Genomic DNA, 17864 nt, shown 5'->3' on the forward strand with positions numbered 1-17864 from the left:
CACGACCGCAGGTCAGGCTGGGTGTCAGAGGCCCAGCGCGCGCTTCACGAAGTCGACCTGGAGCAGCAGCAGGTTCTCCGCGACCTCCTCCTGCGGCGTCATGTGCGTGACACCGGACAGCGGCAGCACGGTGTGCGGGCGGCCGGCCGCGAGCAACGCGGAGGACAGCCGCAGGGTGTGCGCGGCGACCACGTTGTCGTCCGCCAGCCCGTGGATGATCATCAGCGGCCGCTCCAGCCCGGCGGCGTAGCCGGTCAGCGAGTTGGCCGCGTACACCTCGGGCCGCTCGGCCGGGTGGCCGAGGTAGCGCTCGGTGTAGTGGGTGTCGTACAGCTCCCAGTCGGTCACCGGCGCGCCGGCGACGGCCGCGTGGAAGACGTCGGGGCGGCGCAGCACGGCGAGCGCGGAGAGGTAGCCGCCGTACGACCAGCCGCGGATGGCGACCCGGCCGAGGTCCAGCGGGAACTCCTCGGCGAGCGCCTGCAACGCGTCGGCCTGGTCGTCGAGGGTGGCCCCGGCGAAGTCGAAGGCGATGGACTTCTCCCAGGCCGGGCTGCGGCCGGGGGTGCCGCGCCCGTCGGCGACGACCACGGCGAAGCCCTGGTCGGCGAACCACTGCGAGTTGAGGTGCGGGTTGTGCGCCTGGACGACGCGCTGGCCGTGCGGGCCGCCGTACGGGTCCATCAGGACGGGCAGCAGGCCGTCCCGCTCGCGGTCGTAGCCGGTGGGCAGGAAGACCGCGGCCGGGATGCGGCGCTCGCCGGCGAAGCGGAACACCGGGCGGGCGGTGATGACCGGGGTCTCGGCGTAGGAGGCGATGGTGGCGACGTCGTCGACGACCACGCCTTCGGGCAGGTCGCGGGCGACCTGGACGAGGGTGCCGGGCAGGTCGGGCTCGGCGGTGGCGCGCACGGTGATCCCGCCCGCGTGCACGGCGCTGGTGACGGAGGTGAACGGACGGCCGTTGGCGGACTCCCAGCCGAGCCGCTTGCCGTCGTGGCTGATCCGGCCGACGGCGATCCAGCCGGGCTCGGGGTCGGTCTCCGCGGCGCCGCCGGAGGCGGTGAACAGCACCTCGGCGTCGGTGACGGCGACCACCGAGCGCAGGTGCAGGTCGGCCCCGGTGACGGCCTGGTCGCCGATCACCAGCGCCCGCACGCCGCCCTCGTCGGAGATCCGGACCAGCTTGCCGTCCGGGGTCCAGGCCGGGACGCCCTGGAACAGCTCCAGCCAGGCGTCGTCGCGCTCCTCGAACAGCACCTCGGTGGCGCCGGTGGCCACGTCGAGGCCGAGGACCAGCTGGCTGCGCTGGTCGCGGGCCTGGACGAGCAGCAGCGGCACGCCGCCCGCGGACCAGTGCACCCGGGCGAGGTACGGGAAGGCCGTGCGGTCCCAGACCACCTCGGTGCGGCCGCCGTCCAGGTCGAGCACCCAGAGGCCGACCTCGGCGTCGGCGGTGCCGGCGGCCGGGTAGGCGACCTCGGCGGGCTCGCGCTGCGGGTTGGCCGGGTCGGCGATCCACCAGCGGCGCACCGGGGTGTCGTCGGCGCGCTCGACCAGCAGCCGGTCGCCGTCGGGGGACCACCAGAAGCCCCGGTCGCGGCTCATCTCCTCCTGGGCGATGAACTCGGCCTGCCCCCAGGTGACGTTCGGGCCGTCGGGCTCGGCGAGCACCCGGTCGGCGGTGCCGTCGGCGCGGGTGAGGCGCAGTTCGCCGGCGGTGTTGGCGTAGGCGACGTGGCTGCCGTCCGGGGAGACCCGCGGGTCCAGCAGCGGGCCCTGGGCGGGCAGTTCGGCGGTGGCGCCGGTGGCCAGGTCGGCGGTGAACAGCCGGCCGGAGAGGGCGAAGGCGGCCAGCCGGCCGGCCGCGTCCAGGGCGTAGCCGACGATGCCGGCCGAGCCTTCGCGGCTGCGCTCGCGGCGGGCCTTCTCGGCGGGCGAGAGGTCCTCCTCGCCGCCGCCGAGCAGCACGGCCGGGTCGGCGGCGATCCGCTCCTCGCCGGTGGCGGTGTCGAGGGTCCAGAGCAGGTTGGCCCGGTCGCCGCCCGATCGGGAGCGCAGGAAGACGACCCGCGAGCCGTCCGGTGCGACGGAGAAGGAGCGGGGCGCGCCGACGGTGTAGCGCAGGGTCCGCGCGTACTGCCGGGGGAAGGTGTCCGCAGGGGTGTGGGAGGTCATGGCACCAGACCCTACGACGCCGTACTCCCGCTGCCGGGCGCCGGTGATCACTCGTTCGGAGCATCGTTCCCGAGTACGCCCCAAAGGCGCCCATACCCCCTCCGACCGGCCCATGCGCCCTACGAGTGCCTCCGTACCCCGGCGTGTGGAGACTCACCGAATGTAATGCTCCCCTTACTCATCGGGTATGACTGGTCGGGCGAGTGATCGTCGGGCCCGTCCCGGCCACGGTCGCCCGACCGCAAGTCCCGTACGGTCCCACCGTCACCCTCCCCAGGGGGTGGCGCACCCGAGAAGGGGTGTGAGCCGACATGGCTTTGTCCGTCTCCGCAGCCATGCTGATGCTGGTCATCGTGGTGGTACTGATCCGCCGCTCCGGGCTGAAGCTCGCGCACGCGATCATCTGCGCGCTGCTCGGCTTCTACCTGGCGTCCAGCTCGATCGCGCCGTCGATCAGCCAGGTCACCAGCAACCTCGCCGGGATGATCAACGGCCTGAAGCTCTGACCCCGCCACGGCGGTCGTTAGGCTTCCTCCCATGACCGCGACTACCGGCCGCCGCCTGCTCCTGGTGCACGCCCACCCCGACGACGAGTCGATCGGCAACGGCGCCACCATGGCCCGGTACGCCGCCGAGGGCGCCCAGGTCACCCTGGTGACCTGCACCCTCGGCGAGGGCGGCGAGGTGATCCCGCCCGGGCTGGCCCATCTGACGGCCGATCGGGAAGGCACCCTCGGCGCGTACCGGATCGGCGAGCTGACCGCGGCGATGCGCGCGCTCGGCGTCACCGACCTCCGCTTCCTCGGCGGCCCTGGCCGCTACCGCGACTCCGGGATGATGGGCCTGCCCGACAACGACGTGCCCGGCTGCTTCTGGCGGGCCGACCTCGACGAGGCGGCCGGCCACCTGGTCGCGGTGGTCCGCGAGGTCCGGCCGCAGGTGCTGGTCACCTACGACGAGAACGGCGGCTACGGGCACCCGGACCACATCCAGGCGCACCGGGTCGCGATGCGCGCGTACGAGCTGGCGGCCGATCCGGCGCACCGCCCGGAGCTGGGCCCGGCCTGGCGGATCGCCAAGGTGTACTGGAACCGGATGCCCCGCTCGGTGATCGAGGCCGGGCTCGCCGAGACCGCCGCCCGGGCGTCCTTCCCCGGGACGGCCCGGCCCGCCGACGTTCCCGGGGTGGTGGCCGACGAGGTGGTCACCACCGTGCTGGACGGCTCCGCGTACGCCGGGCGCAAGGCCGCCGCGATGGCCGCGCACGCCACTCAGATCACCGTGGACGGCGCCTTCTTCGCGCTCTCCAACGACCTCGGCCAGCCGCTGGTCGCCACCGAGTACTACCAGCTGGTACGCGGCCAGGCCGGGCCGGAACGGCCCGAGGACGACCTGTTCGCGGGGCTGTCGCCCGCCGCCGACCCGCTGCCCACCGCCACCGCCACCGCCGAGGAGAGCGTCCGATGACCGAGCCCGCCGCCGCCCGGCCGCCGCGCCGCTCGTTCCCGGCGGCCGTCCTCGGCACCCGCGGGGAACGGCTGGCCGAGCCTCAGCCCCCGCGCGCCGCCCGGATCGCGGCCTACGTCCTGTTCTTCCTGCTGGGTGTCGCGGTGTCGGTCTGCGGATCCTTCGTGCAGGCCTTGTGGCCGCCCGTGGGGGTCCTGCTGGCGCTCGCGGCGACCGGCGCCACCTTCTACGGCGGCCTACGGGTCACCGGCACCCGGCTGGGCGCGGCACTGCCCGCGGCCGGCTGGTTCATGGCGATGCTGCTGGTGATCGTGCCCCGGCCGGAGGGCGACAACGTGCTGTGGTCCAACGCCACCTCGCTCGGCTGGCTGTTCGGCGGCTCGGTCCTGGGCGTGATCTGCGCCACCCTGCCGACCCGCGGCAGCTGGTTCCCGGGCGTGCCCGGCCCGCCGCGCTGAACCCGCCCGCGGGGCACGTACGCACCGCGCACGACGCGCAGTCAGGAGCGCGCGGCCGTACTCTCATACCGGAGGAACCGGACGTATCAGGATCTGTCCGAAGCCGTTCGCCGCTCTGTTCTTCCCAGTATGGTGGTCCCGCAGAACGCCGTACCCGACCGCCGCCCGCCCAGGCCCGGCGACCACGAACCGCGGTCGCGCCGCACGGCCCGCCCGCGAACCCGGAGCAGAGCAGCATTGAGCAGCCGCGAATCTGACAACGCCCACCCGACGCCCCGGCGTACGGGTCCGGACGCCTACCCGTCGGGCACCCCGCCCTACGGCACACCGGGGCTCCCGGGCGGCGACCGGGCCGGTGCCGCCCAGGGCGCCGCGTCGGGCGGCGAGGACGACGGCCCGAAGACCGAGACCACCCTGACGACCCGGGTCCGGATCAACATCCCCGGGTCGCGCCCGATCCCGCCGGTCGTGGTCCGCAGCACCGTCAAGAACGAGGACGGCCCGGGCGAGGAGGCCCCGGCGGCCGTCCCCGAGCCGGGCGGCCCGCGGCACCGGTCCGCGCCCTCCTCCCCCGTCCTCGGGGTGATGGAGGGCGGCGCCCGCACGGCCACCCCGCCGGAACTGCCGCCGGAGTGGCAGGTCCCGCCGATCCCGCCGGCGACGTCCGAGGCCGAGTCCACCGGCGCCTGGTTCCGGCCCCGGCAGAAGAAGGCCGAGCCGGCGCCGACCGCCGTACCGGCCGGTGCCCCGAACACCCCGGGCGCGCCGGAGGCCCCGGCCGCGCCCGCCGCCGCCGAGCCCCGGCCGACGGCCGCCCCGGCCCCCGGCGCCCGCCCGAACGGTGCCCGCCCCGCCCAGGGCGCGGCCCGTCCGAACGGCCGACCGGTGCCCGCCCAGGCCCAGGCCCCGAACCCGGCCCCGAATCCGAACGGTGCGCCGTTCCCCGCCGGCCCCGGTGCGCAGGCCCCGGCGGAGGAGCCCGGCGTGTACGAGGCCGCCTCCCCCTTCGCGCCGCCCACCGCCGACCCGTTCGCCCCGATGGCGCCCACGGCCGGAGCCCGTGGCCGGCGCGACGACCGCCCGCAGCAGGACGCCCAGCAGAACGGCGGCCGGCGCAACGGCCGGCAGTCCGACGGACGGCCGCAGCAGGGCCCGCGCCCGGGCGCCCGCCCGCAGGGCCCGGCGGCCGGCGCGACGGACCCGGAGGACACCTCGGTCGACGGCTTCGAGCCGATCCGCGAGGGCACCCCGCCGCCCGCCGCCATACCGGGCCTTCCGCAGAACGGCGCCGCGCACGGCGGCGAAGTCCGCCCGCAGCCCGGCCTGTTCGCCTCGGCCCCGGCCGGTGCCGACCCGTTCGCCGCCCAGCGCCCCGCCGCGCCGGGCCAGGACACCTTCGCCCACCCGGCCCCCGGCGGGCTCTTCCCCGGCGCCCCCGGTACCGCCCCCGGGCACCCGCAGCAGCCCGGACCGGACCCGGAGGCCACCGAGTTCACCCCGCTGCCGACCCCCGCCCCGGGCCCCCGGCCCGCACCGCAGCCGGCCAGGACCGAGTCCGCGCCCGCGCCCGCGCCCGCGCCCGCGCCCGCCAAGACCAAGGGCAAGGCCAAGCCGAAGGCCAGCGCCGGCAAGAAGCTGGTCAAGCTGGGCGTGTACGGCTTCGGCTTCGTGCTGTTCCTCGGCGCCGCCGCGTACGGCACCGGCCTGATGCTCAACCAGTCCGACATCCCCAAGGGCACCGTGGTGCTCGGCACCGACATCGGCGGCAACAGCCGCGACCAGGCGATCCACCAGCTCGACGAGACCGTCGGCAAGACCGGCCAGCAGCCGCTCAAGCTGAAGGTCGGCGACCAGGCGCTGAACCTCGACCCGACCGTCGCCGGGCTGAGCTTCGACACCACGGGCACCGTGGACGGCCTCGCCCAGCACAGCTACAGCCCGGTCGACGTCATCAAGTCGCTGAAGGGCGGCACCAAGGCGGTCGCACCGGACGTCAAGGTGGACCGGGCCAAGCTCAAGGCCGCCCTGGACACCCTGGCCTCCGGCTCGGGCCAGGGCCTTCAGGAGGGCTACGTCAAGTTCGCCGACAACGGCGACCCGGTCGTGGTGCCCGGCCGGGCCGGCCAGGCCGTCGACTCGGCGAGCGCCCTCGACGTGGTCGAGCAGGCCTACCGCGACCGCGCCGCCGGCAAGCCCGAGCAGCCGATCGCGCTCGCCGTGACGGCCGCCCAGCCCAAGGTCTCCCCGCAGGCCCTGCAAGCCGCCGCGGACAGCCTCGGCAAGTCCGCGCTCAACGGCAACGTGTACGTCCTGGCCGGCGCCAAGAAGTGGATCTTCGGCAAGCAGGTCGCCGCCAAGACGCTCACGCTCGTCCCGGACGCCTCCGGCAAGATCGTGCCCAAGTGGGACCTCGACGCGCTGAACGGCCAGCTGGGCAGCGTGTTCGACAAGGTGAAGGTCAAGAAGAACGGCCAGAGCGCCGCGATCACCCCGCAGGACGTCGCGGACGCCGTCACCTCGCTGCTCGACAAGACCGGCGAGAAGGACCGCACCTTCAAGTTCACCGTCGCCTGAGCAGCGACCGCACCGATCGGGGGGCGGGCCGGCATCCGGCCCGCCCCTCGACAACTCCCCCTCCCGGTCAGCAAGATGTGACGCCACACCTTCCGCCACAGCCACCTCGGGGAGCACGCCGATGAGCCGCCGCCTCCAGCACCGGACGGCTCTGCTCGCCGGTCTCACCGCCCTGTCGCTCTCACTGACGCTCTGTTCGTGCGCCTCCGGCCAGGGCGGCGCCGCCGCGGACGGGCCGTCCGCCACCGGGGCCCCCAAGCTCACCTCGATCGACGTCAACCCGCGCGAGCGCTCCCAGCTGCGCCAGGGCGGCACCCTGCACCTGGCGATCGCCCAGTTCTCCCGCCAGTGGTCGCCGATCCAGACCGACGGCAGCGAGTCCTCGACGATCAGCGTCAGCAAGCCGCTGCTGCCGACCTTCTTCCGCTCCGACGCGGCCGGCACCCAGACCGTCAACCCGGCCTACCTGCAAGACGCCCACGCGGAGCTGCGGGACGGCCGGCAGGTCGTCGTCTGGACGCTCAACCCGAAGGCCCACTGGTCCGACGGCACCCCGATCACCTGGCGCGACCTCGAAGCCAACTGGCGGGCGCTGAACGGGAAGGACCCGGCCTACCGGCCCGCCAGCAACACCGGCTTCGAACAGGTCTCCTCGGTCGAGCGGGGCAAGGACGACTTCCAGGCGGTGATGACCTTCGACCGGCCGTTCTCCGAGTGGCAGTCGATGTTCAACGGCGCCGCCAACGCCCCGCTGCTGCCCGCGAGCCGGCTCGCCACCCCGGAGCTGTTCAACTCCGCCTACCTGGACGCGATCCCGGTCACCGCCGGCCCGTTCAAGGTCGAACGGCTGGACCGCGCCGCCCAGACCATCACACTGGTCGCCGACCCCGCCTGGTGGGGCGACAAGCCGATGCTGGACCGGATCGTCTTCCACGCCATGCTGCCCAACGCCATGGCCCCCGCCTTCGCCAAGGGCGAGATCGACCTCTTCAACAACGGCCCGGACGTCGCCGGCTACCAGACCATCAAGAGCACCAAGGGCGCCGCCGTCCGCCGGGCCGGCGGGCCCGACTTCCGCCAGCTCACCCTCAACGCCCGCACCCCGGCACTCAGCGACGCGACCGTCCGCCAGGCCGTCTTCCAGGCCATCAACCGGGACGCCGTCATCCGCTCCGACCTGAACGGCCTGGACTGGCCCGCCGCCCCGCTCAACAACCACCTGCTGGTCGCCAACCAGAACGCCTACCGGGACAACTCCCTCGGCCTCAGCCGCTACGACCCCGCCGAGGCCGCCCGCAAGCTGGACGCGGCCGGCTGGCGGCTCGACGGCGACGTCCGCAAGCGCAACGGCCGCGAGCTGAACCTGCGGATGGTCGTCCCGGCCGGCGTCACCCAGGCGCAGAGCGAGGCCGACAGCGCCACCAGGACGCTCAAGGACATCGGTGTCAAGGTCACCACGGTCACCTCCGCCGCCAACGAGTTCTTCGACAAGTACGTCAACCGCGGCGACTTCGACATCACCGCGTACTCGCTGCTCGGCACGCCCTTCCCGGCCAGCGGCAACCGCGCCGACTTCGTCCAGAACGGCGGCACCAACCACGTCGGCACGGGCAGCCCGGCGGTGGACGCCGCCCTCGACCGCGCCGCCGCCGCACCCGACGCGGCCACCGCCTCCGAGGCGATCAACCAGGCCGACGGCGAGCTGTGGAAGGTGGCCGGCGTGCTGCCGCTCTACCAGCGCCCGCAGCTGTACGGCGCCCGCGCCAACCTCGCCAACATCGGCGCCCAGGGGCTGTCCGACATCGTCTGGGAGAACGTCGGCTTCGAGCGGTAGGCGCCGGCGGCGCCCCGGCGCCCTCAGCCGTGCAGGGTCTCCCGCCAGAAGTGGCAGGCGCTGCGACGGCCCGGCAGCTCGGCGCCCTCGGCGTCCACCATCGGCACCAGCGGCGGGAGTTCGCTCAGGCAGCGGTCCTGCACCCGGTCGCAGCGCGGGTTGAACGCGCAGCCCTGCGGGATCTCCAGGAGGCTGGGCGGCAGGCCCTTGATGGCGTGGAGGTTCTGCCCCTTCTGGTCCAGCCGCGGGATCGAGTCGAGCAGTCCCCGGGTGTACGGGTGGGCGGGGCGCGCGTACAGGTCGCGCACCGGGGCCGTCTCGACGATCCGGCCCGCGTACATCACCGCGATCGTGTCCGCGACGTCGGCGACCACGCCGAGGTCGTGGGTGATCAGGATCAGCCCCATGTGGAACTCGTGCTGCAACTCGGCCAGCAGGTCCATCACCTGGGCCTGCACGGTGACGTCCAGCGCGGTGGTGGGCTCGTCCGCGATGATCAGGTCCGGCTCCATGGAGAGCGCCATGGCGATCATGATGCGCTGGCGCATGCCGCCGGAGAACTGGTGCGGGTAGTCGCCGACGCGCTGCCTGGCCGCCGGGATCCGCACCCGGTCCATCAGCTCGATGGCCCTCTCCCTGGCCTCCTTGCGGCTGGCGCCGCGGTGCACCTGGAACATCTCGCCGAGCTGGTACCCCACGCTGAGCACCGGGTTGAGCGAGGACAGCGCGTCCTGGAAGATCATCGCGATCTTCTGGCCCCGGACGAACCGCCGGGCCCTGGAGCCCATGGTCAGCAGGTCCTCGCCGCGGTAGAGGATCCGCCCGCCGGTGATCCGCCCGGGCGGCGTGTCCAGGATGCCCATGATCGCCTGCGCGGTCACCGACTTGCCCGAACCGGACTCACCCAGCACCGCCAGCGTCTCCCCGGCCGACACCGAGTAGCTCACCCCGTTGACAGCCCTGGCCACGCCGTCCCGGGTACGGAACTCGACGTGCAGGTCGTCGACCTCCAGCAGCGGGGTCCCGGGCACCAGGTTCTCCCGACCGCCGCCGATCACCTCCACCATGTCCATCCGAGCAGCCCTCCCCCAGCGCAGCGGCGAGCACCTGTACGCGCAGAGCAACTATCAACGACCCGACCCCACTTGCGGAATCGCGCGGCACGTCTCTTTTCCATCACAAGAAAGGGCGCACCCCCGGTGCGGGGGCGCGCCCTGGGTCTCGCGAGCCGCTAACCGGGCTCGGTACCGCCCTGCCCGACCTCGCGCTCCGTCGCGCTCTGCCCGATCTCGCGCTCCGCCGCGCTCTGCCCGATTTCGCGCTCCGCCGCGCTCTGCCCGATTTCGCGCTCCGCCGCGAAGTGACACGCCGAGTCGTGCCGGGCCGCCCCGCCCAGCCAGGACGGCGAGGCGAGCAGCGGGATCTCGGCCGCGCAGCGGTCCTGCGCCTTCCAGCAGCGGGTGCGGAAGCGGCAGCCGGACGGCGGGTTGGCCGGCGAGGGCACGTCCCCGGTGAGCACGATCCGGTCCCGCGACTCCCTGGCCGTCGGGTCCGGCACGGGGACGGCGGAGAGCAGCGCCTGGGTGTACGGGTGGGTGGCGTGGTCGTAGATCTCGGCATCGCTGCCGATCTCGACCATCTTGCCGAGGTACATCACGCCGACCCGGTCCGAGATGTGCCGGACGATGGAGAGGTCGTGCGCGATGAACATGTACGAGAGGTTGAACTCCCCCTGCAGCTTGTCCAGCAGGTTGATCACCTGCGCCTGCACCGACACGTCCAGCGCGGAGACCGGCTCGTCACAGATGATGATCTCCGGCCTGAGCGCCAACCCCCTTGCGATGCCGATGCGCTGGCGCTGCCCGCCGGAGAACTGGTGCGGATAGCGGTTGATGTACTCGGGGTTGAGCCCGACCACGTCCAGCAGGTCCTGGACGGCCTTGCGGCGGTCCCCCTTGGGCGCCACCTCGGGGTGGATCTCGAAGGGCTCCCCGATGATGTCGCCGACCGTCATGCGCGGGTTCAGCGAGGTGTACGGGTCCTGGAACACCATCTGGATGTTGCGGCGGACGGCCTTCAGCGCCGACCCGGACAGCCGGGAGATCTCCTCGCCCTTGTAGCGGACCGATCCCCCGGTGGCCGGCTCCAGGTTCATCAGCACCTTGGCCAGCGTGGACTTCCCGCAGCCGGACTCGCCGACGACGCCCAGCGTCTCGCCCTGCCTCAGGTCGAAGGAGACCCCGTCGACGGCCTTCACGGCGCCGACCTGCTTCCTGAACAGCACGCCCTTGGTCAGCGGGAAGTGCTTGACCAGGTCCCGGACTTCGAGGATCGGCTCGCCGCGCGGCACTTCCTGGGCGAAGGCGGCCTCCTCCGGCACCGCGGCACCCAGTGCGGTGGACCCGTTAGCGGCCATGGAGGGTCTCCTTCCAGAAGAAGCAGGCGCTGCCCCGCCCGGCCAGCGGGGCGCCGTCGTCCTCGGCGACCGGGTACAGCTCCGGCACCTCGGCCCGGCAGCGGTCCTGCGCCCGCGGGCAGCGCGGGTTGAAGGCGCAGCCCTTGGGGATCCGCAGCAGGTTGGGCGGCAGGCCCTTGATGGCGTAGAGCTCCTGGCCCTTCTGGTCCAGCCGCGGGATGGAGTCCAGCAGGCCGCGGGTGTACGGGTGCGCGGGGCGCGCGTACAGCTCGTGCACCGGGGCGGTCTCGACGATCCGGCCGGCGTACATCACGGCGATCTTGTCGGCGACGTCGGCGACCACGCCGAGGTCGTGGGTGATCAGGATCAGGCCCATGTTGTACTCCGCCTGGAGCTCCGCGAGCAGGTCCATCACCTGCGCCTGGACGGTGACGTCCAGCGCGGTGGTGGGCTCGTCCGCGATGATCAGGTCCGGTTCCAGGGCCAGCGCCATGGCGATCATGATGCGCTGGCGCATGCCGCCGGAGAACTGGTGCGGGTAGTCGTTCACCCGCTGCTTGGCCGCCGGGATCCGCACCCGGTCCATCAGTTCGACGGCCCTGTCCTTGGCCTCCTTGCGGGACGCCCCCCGGTGGGCGCGGAACATCTCGCCGAGCTGGAAGCCCACCGTCAGCACCGGGTTGAGCGAGGACAGCGCGTCCTGGAAGATCATCGCGATCTTCTGGCCGCGGATCCTGCGCCGCTCCTCGTTGCCCATCTTCAGCATGTCCCGACCGCGGAAGCGGATCTCCCCGCGCGGGATCCGGGCCGGCGGCATGTCCAGGATGCCCATGATCGCCTGCGCGGTCACCGACTTGCCCGAACCGGACTCGCCGAGCACCGCGAGCGTCTCCCCCGCCCGGACGCTGTAGTCGACCCCGTTGACCGCCTTGGCCACGCCGTCCCGGGTGACGAACTCGACGTGCAGGTCGCGGACGTCGAGCAGCGGCCCCTCGTACGACGCGGCCCGCTCGGACCTGCTGGCGTCCACAGCTGTACTCACGTTGCGCTCCCCTCGCTCAGCGAAGCTTCGGGTCGAGGGCGTCGCGCACCGCGTCGCCCAGCATGATGAAGGCCAGCACGGTGACGGAGAGCGCCACGGCCGGGAAGAACAGCACGTACGGCGCCGTCCGGATCACCTTCTGGGCGGAGGAGATGTCGATGCCCCAGGAGATGGTCGGGTCCTGCAGACCGATGCCGAGGAAGCTCAGCGTCGCCTCGGTGGCGATGTAGCCGCCGAGCGCGATGGTGGCGACGACGATCACGGGGGCGATCGCGTTCGGCAGGATGTGCCGGAACATCAGCCGCCCCGTCCCGGCGCCGAGCGCCCGGCCGGCCACCACGTAGTCGGACTGTTTGACGGTCAGCACGGCGCCGCGCATGACGCGGGCGATCTGGGTCCAGCCGAGGAAGGCCAGCGCGATGACCACGCTCCACACCGTGCGGGTGGTGAAGGCGTTCAGCAGCACCAGGGCGCCGAGCAGCAGCGGGAGGCCGAAGAAGATGTCGGTGATCCGGGAGATCACCGCGTCGACGGCGCCGCCGAAGTAGCCGGCGACCATGCCGGCCAGTCCGCCGAGCACGGTGACCGACAGGGTCACGCAGATGCCGACGGTGATCGAGGCGCGGGCGCCGTACACCACCCGGGCGTAGATCGACCGGCCCTGCCCGTCGTAGCCGAACCAGCCGGCACCGAAGAAGTCCGTCCAGTCCGGCCGCCTGAGGTAGTCGTGGATCAGGTCGGCCTTGCGCGGGTCGGCGTCGGTGAACGCCCAGGGGAAGACCGCCATGACGACCAGCAGCAGGATCAGCACGGCGGAGATCAGGAAGATCGGCCGCCGGCGCAGGTCCCGCCAGGCGTCGCCCCAGAGGCTGCGGGCCTCCTCCCGCTTGGCCGGGTCGGGCTCGACCAGGGTCTCCTGCTCGACCGCCATGCCCTGCTCCCCGGCGTAGTCGAGGTGCGAGACCCCGGGCTTGGGGCGCGGCTCGTACGAGTTCTCGTCGTGGACGTCAGGCATAGCGGATCCTCGGGTCCAGGACCGCGTAGAGCAGGTCGACGAGCAGGCTGGCGACGAGGTAGACGATCACCAGGACGGTCACGATGCCGACCACGGTGGGGCCTTCCTTCTGGTTGATCGCCCGGTACAGGACGTTGCCGACGCCCTGCACGTTGAAGATGCCCTCGGTGACGATCGCCCCGCCCATCAGGGCGCCGAGGTCGGTGCCGAGGAAGGTGACCACCGGGATCAGCGAGTTGCGCAGCAGGTGGCGGGAGATGACGGTCCGCCGGGGCAGCCCCTTGGCGACCGCCGTGCGGATGTAGTCGGCCCGCAGGTTCTCGCCGATGGACGTCCGGGTGAGCCGGGCGACGTACGCGAGCGAGAGCGAGCCCAGCACGATCGCGGGCAGGATCAGCTGGGAGAGGTCGGTGGAGTCCTGCACCGTCGGGGTGACCCAGCCGAGGTTGGTGGCGAAGATCGTCTGCGCGATGTAGGCCAGCACGAAGACCGGGATCGAGATCACCACCAGGGTGAGGATCAGCACCAGGGTGTCCTGGACGCTGCCGCGCCGGAGGCCGGAGGCCATACCCAGGGCGAGGCCGAGGACCACTTCGAAGACGAAGGCCATCAGCGCGAGCCGGATGGTGACCGGGAAGGCGGTCGCCATGATCTCGGAGACGGGGCGGCCGGTGAAGCTCGTCCCGAAGTCCCCCTGGAAGAGGTTCCCCATGTAGTGCAGGTACTGCTTCCAGACCGGCTGGTCCAGGAAGTACTTGTGCTTGATGCTGGCCACGATGGCCGGGTCGGCGGCCTTCTCGCCGAACAGCGCCGACACCGGGTCGCCCGGCAGCGTGTAGACCATCAGGAAGATCAGCAGCGTGGTGCCAAAGAACACCGGGATCATCTGCAGCACCCGCCGCAGCACGTAACTGCCCATCCGAGCCTCCTTCCTAGACGTGCCCTTCCCGCACGGAGGGCCGGGCCCCGCCCTCCGTGCGGGAAGGGCGGGGCCGGCGCGAGGGGTCGGGGGATCAGCCCTTGACCTCGACCTGGGTCCAGGCCGGGTTTCCGAAGGAGTCGAACTTCACGTTCTGCACCTTGGTCGAGTAACCCGAGTTGGTGCGGTAGTACCAGAGCGGGATGGCCGGCATCCCGCTCGGCAGCACCGCCTCGGCCTGCTGGTAGCCGGTCACCGTGTCGGCGACGCTGGCGGCCTCGTCGGCCTTGGTGGCCGCCTGGTCGAACTGCGGGTTGCTGTAGCCGAAGTCGTTGGCCGCGGCGCCGGTGCGGTACACGTCGGACAGGAAGTTGGCGTTCAGCGGGTAGTCCTGCACCCAGCCGGTGCGGAAGGCGCCGTTGACCTGGTGCCCGGTGATCGCGGCGCGGGCGGTCTTGAAGTCGGGCTTCGGGTCTCCGAGGCACTCGACGCCGGTGCTCTGCCGGATCGAGTTGCAGACCGCGTCGACCCACTCCTTGTGGCCGCCGTCGGAGTTGTAGGTGATCAGCAGCTTGTTGCCGGGGACGCCGCCGCCGTCGCTGATCAGCTGCTTGGCCTTGGCGGGGTCGAACTTGCAGAAGTCGCCGCAGGCGCCGTCCTTGTAGCCCTCGACGCCCTCGGCCACCCAGGCGGTGGCCGGCTTGCGGGAGTTCTGCAGCACCGTCTTGGTGATGGTGTCGCGGTCGATCGCCATGGACAGGCCCTGGCGCACCTTGGCCTTGTCGGGCGCGGCCCAGTCGGCCTGGTAGAGGGTGAAGCCGATGTTCTGGATGGCGCCCTGCGGGGCGTCGATCGCCCGGTCTCCGAGGTCGCTCTTGTACGTCGCCAGCGCGGACGGCGGCACCTGGTCCATCACGTCCAGGTTGCTGGACTGGAGGTCGGCGTAGGCGGCCTCGGACGTGGTGTACATCTTGAAGACGATGCCGCCGTTCTTCGGCTTGTCGACGCCCTGGTAGTCCGGGAAGGCCTTGGTGACGACCTCGGTGTTGTGGTTCCAGCTGACGAACTGGTAGGGGCCGTTGCCCACCGGCTTCTGCCCGTACCCGGTCGGGTCGTTGAAGAAGGCGTCCGGCAGCGGGGAGAAGGCGATGTAGCCGAGCTTGTACTCGAAGTACGAGACCTTGTTGCTGAGCTTGACGGTGAAGTGCAGGTCGTCGACCACGGTCAGGCCGGACATCTTGGTCGCGGTCGGCTGGCCGCTGCCGGGGTGGACGTCCTGGTACCCCTCGATGTCGGAGAACCAGGAGCTGTTGATCTGGTTGTTGCTGGTGGTCGCGCTCCAGTTCCAGGAGTCCACGAAGTTCTTGGCGTGCACCGGCGTGCCGTCGTGGAACTTCCAGCCGTCCTTCAGCGTGACGTCGAAGGTCTGGGAGTCGCTGGTGTCGATCTTGTCGGCGACCTGCATCCGGATCTTGGCGGTGGCGGGGTCGTAGTCGACCAGCCCCTTGAAGAGGTTCTGGATGATGCGACCACCGCCGACCTCGTTCGCGTTGGCCGGCTGCAGCGGGTTCTGCGGCTCACTGCTCTGGTAGCTGAAGCTCTTGCTGCTGTCCGACGAGCTGTTGCTGCTTCCGCCGCCGCCGCTGCTGCACCCGGTGGCCACCAGGGCCACGGATGTCGCAGCGGCGAGGACCCAGCGAGCACGGGCGGCTACGGGCATGGAAGTCCCTCCTCGTGGTGTGTGTCGCATCACACCCCATGAGAAGCGCGCCCGGACGACGGCGCGAGTCAGGTGCACCCGGACGGGTGCACCGGACGCCCCGTGAGTTGACGGAACGACGGAAGGGCCCGCGGCGCGAAGCCACGGGCCCTTCCGGGGATGCCACAGGGAGTCAGGCGGCGGCCGGCTCCCGGACCTCGGCGAAGTGACAGGCCGACTCGTGCGCGGCCGGGCCCTTCAGCACCGAGGGCACCGCGAGCAGCGGGATCTCCTCGGCGCAACGGTCCTCCGCCTTCCAGCAGCGGGTGCGGAAGCGGCAGCCGGACGGCGGGTTGGCCGGCGAGGGGATGTCACCGGTCAGGATGATCCGATCGCGGTTCTCGCGCGCCGTCGGGTCCGGCACCGGCACCGCGGAGAGCAGCGCCTGGGTGTACGGGTGGGTGGCGTTGTCGTAGATCTGCTCGTCGGTGCCGATCTCGACCATCTTGCCGAGGTACATCACGCCGACGCGGTCGGAGATGTGCCGGACGATGGAGAGGTCGTGCGCGATGAACATGTACGACAGGCCGAAGTCGCCCTGCAGCTTCTCCAGCAGGTTGATCACCTGCGCCTGGACGGACACGTCCAGGGCGGAGACCGGCTCGTCGCAGATGATGATCTCGGGCTTGAGCGCGAGACCGCGGGCGATGCCGATGCGCTGGCGCTGGCCGCCGGAGAACTGGTGCGGGTACCGGTTGATGTACTCCGGGTTCAGACCCACGACGTCCAGCAGGTCCTGGACGGCCTTGCGGCGGTCGCCCTTGGGCGCCACCTCGGGGTGGATCTCGAACGGCTCCCCGATGATGTCGCCGACCGTCATGCGCGGGTTCAGCGAGGTGTACGGGTCCTGGAACACCATCTGGATGTTCCGGCGGACGGCCTTGAGGGCCTGGCCGGACAGCTTGGAGATGTCCTCGCCCTTGAACAGCACCTGGCCGGAGGTCGCCCGCTCCAGGTTCATCAGCACCTTGGCCAGCGTGGACTTGCCACAGCCGGACTCGCCGACGATGCCGAGCGTCTCGCCCTTCGCCAGCTCGAAGGAGATGCCGTCGACCGCCTTGACCGCGCCGACCTGCTTCTTGAAGAGGATGCCCTGGCTCAGCGGGTAGTGCTTGACCAGGTCCTTGACCTCCAGGATGGGCTCAGCCATGGAGGGTCTCCTTCCAGAGGTGGCACGCGCTGCGGCGGCCGGTGAGCTCCTTGCCGTCCTTGTCGGTCACCTGGTGCAGCGCCGGGATCTCCGTGCGGCACAGGTCGGTGGCGACGTCACAGCGGGGGTTGAACGCGCAGCCGGCCGGGACCTTCAGCAGGTTCGGGGGCAGGCCCTGGATCGCGTAGAGCTCCTGACCCTTCTGGTCCAGGCGCGGGATCGAGCGGAGCAGGCCCTTGGTGTACGGGTGCGCCGGGTTGGCGTACAGGTCGTGCACCGGGGCGGTCTCGACGATCCGGCCGGCGTACATCACGGCGATCTTGTCCGCGACGTCGGCGACCACGCCGAGGTCGTGGGTGATCAGGATCAGGCCCATGTTGTACTCGGCCTGGAGCTCCGCGAGCAGGTCCATCACCTGGGCCTGGACGGTGACGTCCAGGGCGGTGGTGGGCTCGTCCGCGATGATCAGGTCGGGCTGCATCGAGAGCGCCATGGCGATCATGATGCGCTGGCGCATGCCGCCGGAGAACTGGTGCGGGTAGTCGCCGACGCGCTGCCTGGCGGCCGGGATGCGCACCCGGTCCATCAGCTCGATGGCCTTCTCCTTGGCGTCCTTCTTGGAAGCGCCCTGGTGCACCCGGAACATCTCGCCGAGCTGGTAGCCCACGCTGAGCACGGGGTTGAGCGAGGACAGCGCGTCCTGGAAGATCATCGCGATCTTCTGGCCGCGGATCCTGCGCCGCTCCTCGTTGCCCATCTTGAGCATGTCCTGGCCGCGGTACAGGATCTCGCCCTGCGTCACCTTGCCGGGCGGCATGTCCAGGATGCCCATGATGGTCTGGGCGGTCACGGACTTGCCGGAGCCGGACTCTCCGAGCACGGCGAGCGTCTCGCCGGCCGCGACGGAGTAGTTGACGCCGTTCACGGCCTTCGCGATGCCGTCCCGGGTGTGGAACTCCACGTGGAGGTTCTTGACCTCCAGCAGCGGGGTGCCAACTTCGAGTCGGCCGCTCTTCTGGTTGTTGTTCTCGATCACGGTGGTCATCGGGTCG

Annotated in this window: 14 protein-coding genes; 5 read left to right on the forward strand and 9 right to left on the reverse strand. The window is 71.7% G+C overall.

Annotation, left to right across the window (positions count from 1 at the left end):
• Positions 1-24: 24 nt before the first annotated feature.
• Positions 25-2178, reverse strand: coding sequence for a prolyl oligopeptidase family serine peptidase (locus tag ACIP37_RS25370; protein ID WP_363585415.1), 2154 nt, complete (start codon positions 2176-2178; stop codon positions 25-27).
• A 311-nt stretch (positions 2179-2489) separates the two neighbouring features.
• On the opposite strand from ACIP37_RS25370, the gene ACIP37_RS25375 reads away from it, so the two are divergent.
• The 5 genes from ACIP37_RS25375 (at position 2490) to ACIP37_RS25395 (ending at position 8511) form a co-directional block, all read left to right on the forward strand.
• Positions 2490-2684 carry a DUF2304 family protein gene (locus tag ACIP37_RS25375; RefSeq protein ID WP_063347949.1) on the forward strand — a complete coding sequence of 65 codons (195 nt, stop codon included), beginning with the start codon at positions 2490-2492 and terminating at the stop codon, positions 2682-2684.
• A gap of 31 nt (positions 2685-2715) precedes the next feature.
• Positions 2716-3645, forward strand: coding sequence for an N-acetyl-1-D-myo-inositol-2-amino-2-deoxy-alpha-D-glucopyranoside deacetylase (mshB, locus tag ACIP37_RS25380; protein WP_363585416.1), 930 nt, complete (start codon positions 2716-2718; stop codon positions 3643-3645).
• Positions 3642-4103 carry a DUF6113 family protein gene (locus ACIP37_RS25385; protein ID WP_363585417.1) on the forward strand — a complete coding sequence of 154 codons (462 nt, stop codon included), beginning with the start codon at positions 3642-3644 and terminating at the stop codon, positions 4101-4103. The genes mshB and ACIP37_RS25385 overlap by 4 nt, the downstream gene beginning before the upstream one ends.
• A 237-nt stretch (positions 4104-4340) precedes the next feature.
• On the forward strand, positions 4341-6677 hold the full coding sequence (locus ACIP37_RS25390; protein WP_400809837.1) for a peptidoglycan binding domain-containing protein: 2337 nt from the start codon (positions 4341-4343) through the stop codon (positions 6675-6677).
• 121 nt (positions 6678-6798) lie between these two features.
• Positions 6799-8511, forward strand: coding sequence for an ABC transporter family substrate-binding protein (locus tag ACIP37_RS25395; protein WP_371517235.1), 1713 nt, complete (start codon positions 6799-6801; stop codon positions 8509-8511).
• Positions 8512-8534: 23 nt separating this feature from the next.
• Here ACIP37_RS25395 and ACIP37_RS25400 read toward each other — a convergent pair whose 3' ends face one another.
• The 8 genes from ACIP37_RS25400 to ACIP37_RS25435 form a co-directional block, all read right to left on the reverse strand.
• The gene (locus tag ACIP37_RS25400; RefSeq protein WP_363585420.1) at positions 8535-9584 is read right to left on the reverse strand and encodes an ABC transporter ATP-binding protein; all 1050 of its coding nucleotides are present in this window, start codon (positions 9582-9584) and stop codon (positions 8535-8537) included.
• Between the two features lie 158 nt (positions 9585-9742).
• Positions 9743-10927 carry an ABC transporter ATP-binding protein gene (locus ACIP37_RS25405; protein ID WP_400809834.1) on the reverse strand — a complete coding sequence of 395 codons (1185 nt, stop codon included), beginning with the start codon at positions 10925-10927 and terminating at the stop codon, positions 9743-9745.
• A complete protein-coding gene (locus ACIP37_RS25410) occupies positions 10917-11969 on the reverse strand; it encodes an ABC transporter ATP-binding protein (RefSeq protein ID WP_400809833.1) in 1053 nt (350 codons plus the stop codon). Before ACIP37_RS25410 ends, ACIP37_RS25405 begins: the two co-directional genes overlap by 11 nt.
• A 16-nt stretch (positions 11970-11985) precedes the next feature.
• Complete coding sequence (locus ACIP37_RS25415; protein ID WP_363585478.1) at positions 11986-12900, reverse strand: ABC transporter permease; 915 nt, start codon at positions 12898-12900, stop codon at positions 11986-11988.
• A 76-nt stretch (positions 12901-12976) separates the two neighbouring features.
• Entirely contained in the window at positions 12977-13903 is a 927-nt protein-coding gene (locus tag ACIP37_RS25420) for an ABC transporter permease (RefSeq protein ID WP_363585423.1), read from the reverse strand.
• 94 nt (positions 13904-13997) lie between these two features.
• Complete coding sequence (locus ACIP37_RS25425) at positions 13998-15623, reverse strand: ABC transporter substrate-binding protein (RefSeq protein ID WP_400809832.1); 1626 nt, start codon at positions 15621-15623, stop codon at positions 13998-14000.
• Positions 15624-15795: 172 nt separating this feature from the next.
• The gene (locus tag ACIP37_RS25430) at positions 15796-16812 is read right to left on the reverse strand and encodes a dipeptide ABC transporter ATP-binding protein (RefSeq protein WP_350879925.1); all 1017 of its coding nucleotides are present in this window, start codon (positions 16810-16812) and stop codon (positions 15796-15798) included.
• A complete protein-coding gene (locus ACIP37_RS25435; protein WP_363585425.1) occupies positions 16805-17857 on the reverse strand; it encodes an ABC transporter ATP-binding protein in 1053 nt (350 codons plus the stop codon). Before ACIP37_RS25435 ends, ACIP37_RS25430 begins: the two co-directional genes overlap by 8 nt.
• Positions 17858-17864 lie beyond the last annotated feature (7 nt).

The organism is Kitasatospora sp. NPDC088861, assembly GCF_044750105.1.
Classification (GTDB): domain Bacteria; phylum Actinomycetota; class Actinomycetes; order Streptomycetales; family Streptomycetaceae; genus Kitasatospora.

Excerpts from the sequence above, each read along its gene's own strand:
- ACIP37_RS25385 (WP_363585417.1), top strand. The coding sequence starts at position 3,642 with ATGACCGAGCCCGCCGCCGCCCGGCCGCCGCGCCGCTCGTTCCCGGCG.
- ACIP37_RS25430 (WP_350879925.1), bottom strand. The coding sequence starts at position 16,812 with ATGGCTGAGCCCATCCTGGAGGTCAAGGACCTGGTCAAGCACTACCCG.
- mshB (WP_363585416.1), top strand. The coding sequence starts at position 2,716 with ATGACCGCGACTACCGGCCGCCGCCTGCTCCTGGTGCACGCCCACCCC.
- ACIP37_RS25405 (WP_400809834.1), bottom strand. The coding sequence starts at position 10,927 with ATGGCCGCTAACGGGTCCACCGCACTGGGTGCCGCGGTGCCGGAGGAG.
- ACIP37_RS25420 (WP_363585423.1), bottom strand. The coding sequence starts at position 13,903 with ATGGGCAGTTACGTGCTGCGGCGGGTGCTGCAGATGATCCCGGTGTTC.
- ACIP37_RS25395 (WP_371517235.1), top strand. The coding sequence starts at position 6,799 with ATGAGCCGCCGCCTCCAGCACCGGACGGCTCTGCTCGCCGGTCTCACC.
- ACIP37_RS25425 (WP_400809832.1), bottom strand. The coding sequence starts at position 15,623 with ATGCCCGTAGCCGCCCGTGCTCGCTGGGTCCTCGCCGCTGCGACATCC.
- ACIP37_RS25400 (WP_363585420.1), bottom strand. The coding sequence starts at position 9,584 with ATGGACATGGTGGAGGTGATCGGCGGCGGTCGGGAGAACCTGGTGCCC.
- ACIP37_RS25435 (WP_363585425.1), bottom strand. The coding sequence starts at position 17,857 with ATGACCACCGTGATCGAGAACAACAACCAGAAGAGCGGCCGACTCGAA.
- ACIP37_RS25415 (WP_363585478.1), bottom strand. The coding sequence starts at position 12,900 with ATGGCGGTCGAGCAGGAGACCCTGGTCGAGCCCGACCCGGCCAAGCGG.
- ACIP37_RS25370 (WP_363585415.1), bottom strand. The coding sequence starts at position 2,178 with ATGACCTCCCACACCCCTGCGGACACCTTCCCCCGGCAGTACGCGCGG.
- ACIP37_RS25375 (WP_063347949.1), top strand. The coding sequence starts at position 2,490 with ATGGCTTTGTCCGTCTCCGCAGCCATGCTGATGCTGGTCATCGTGGTG.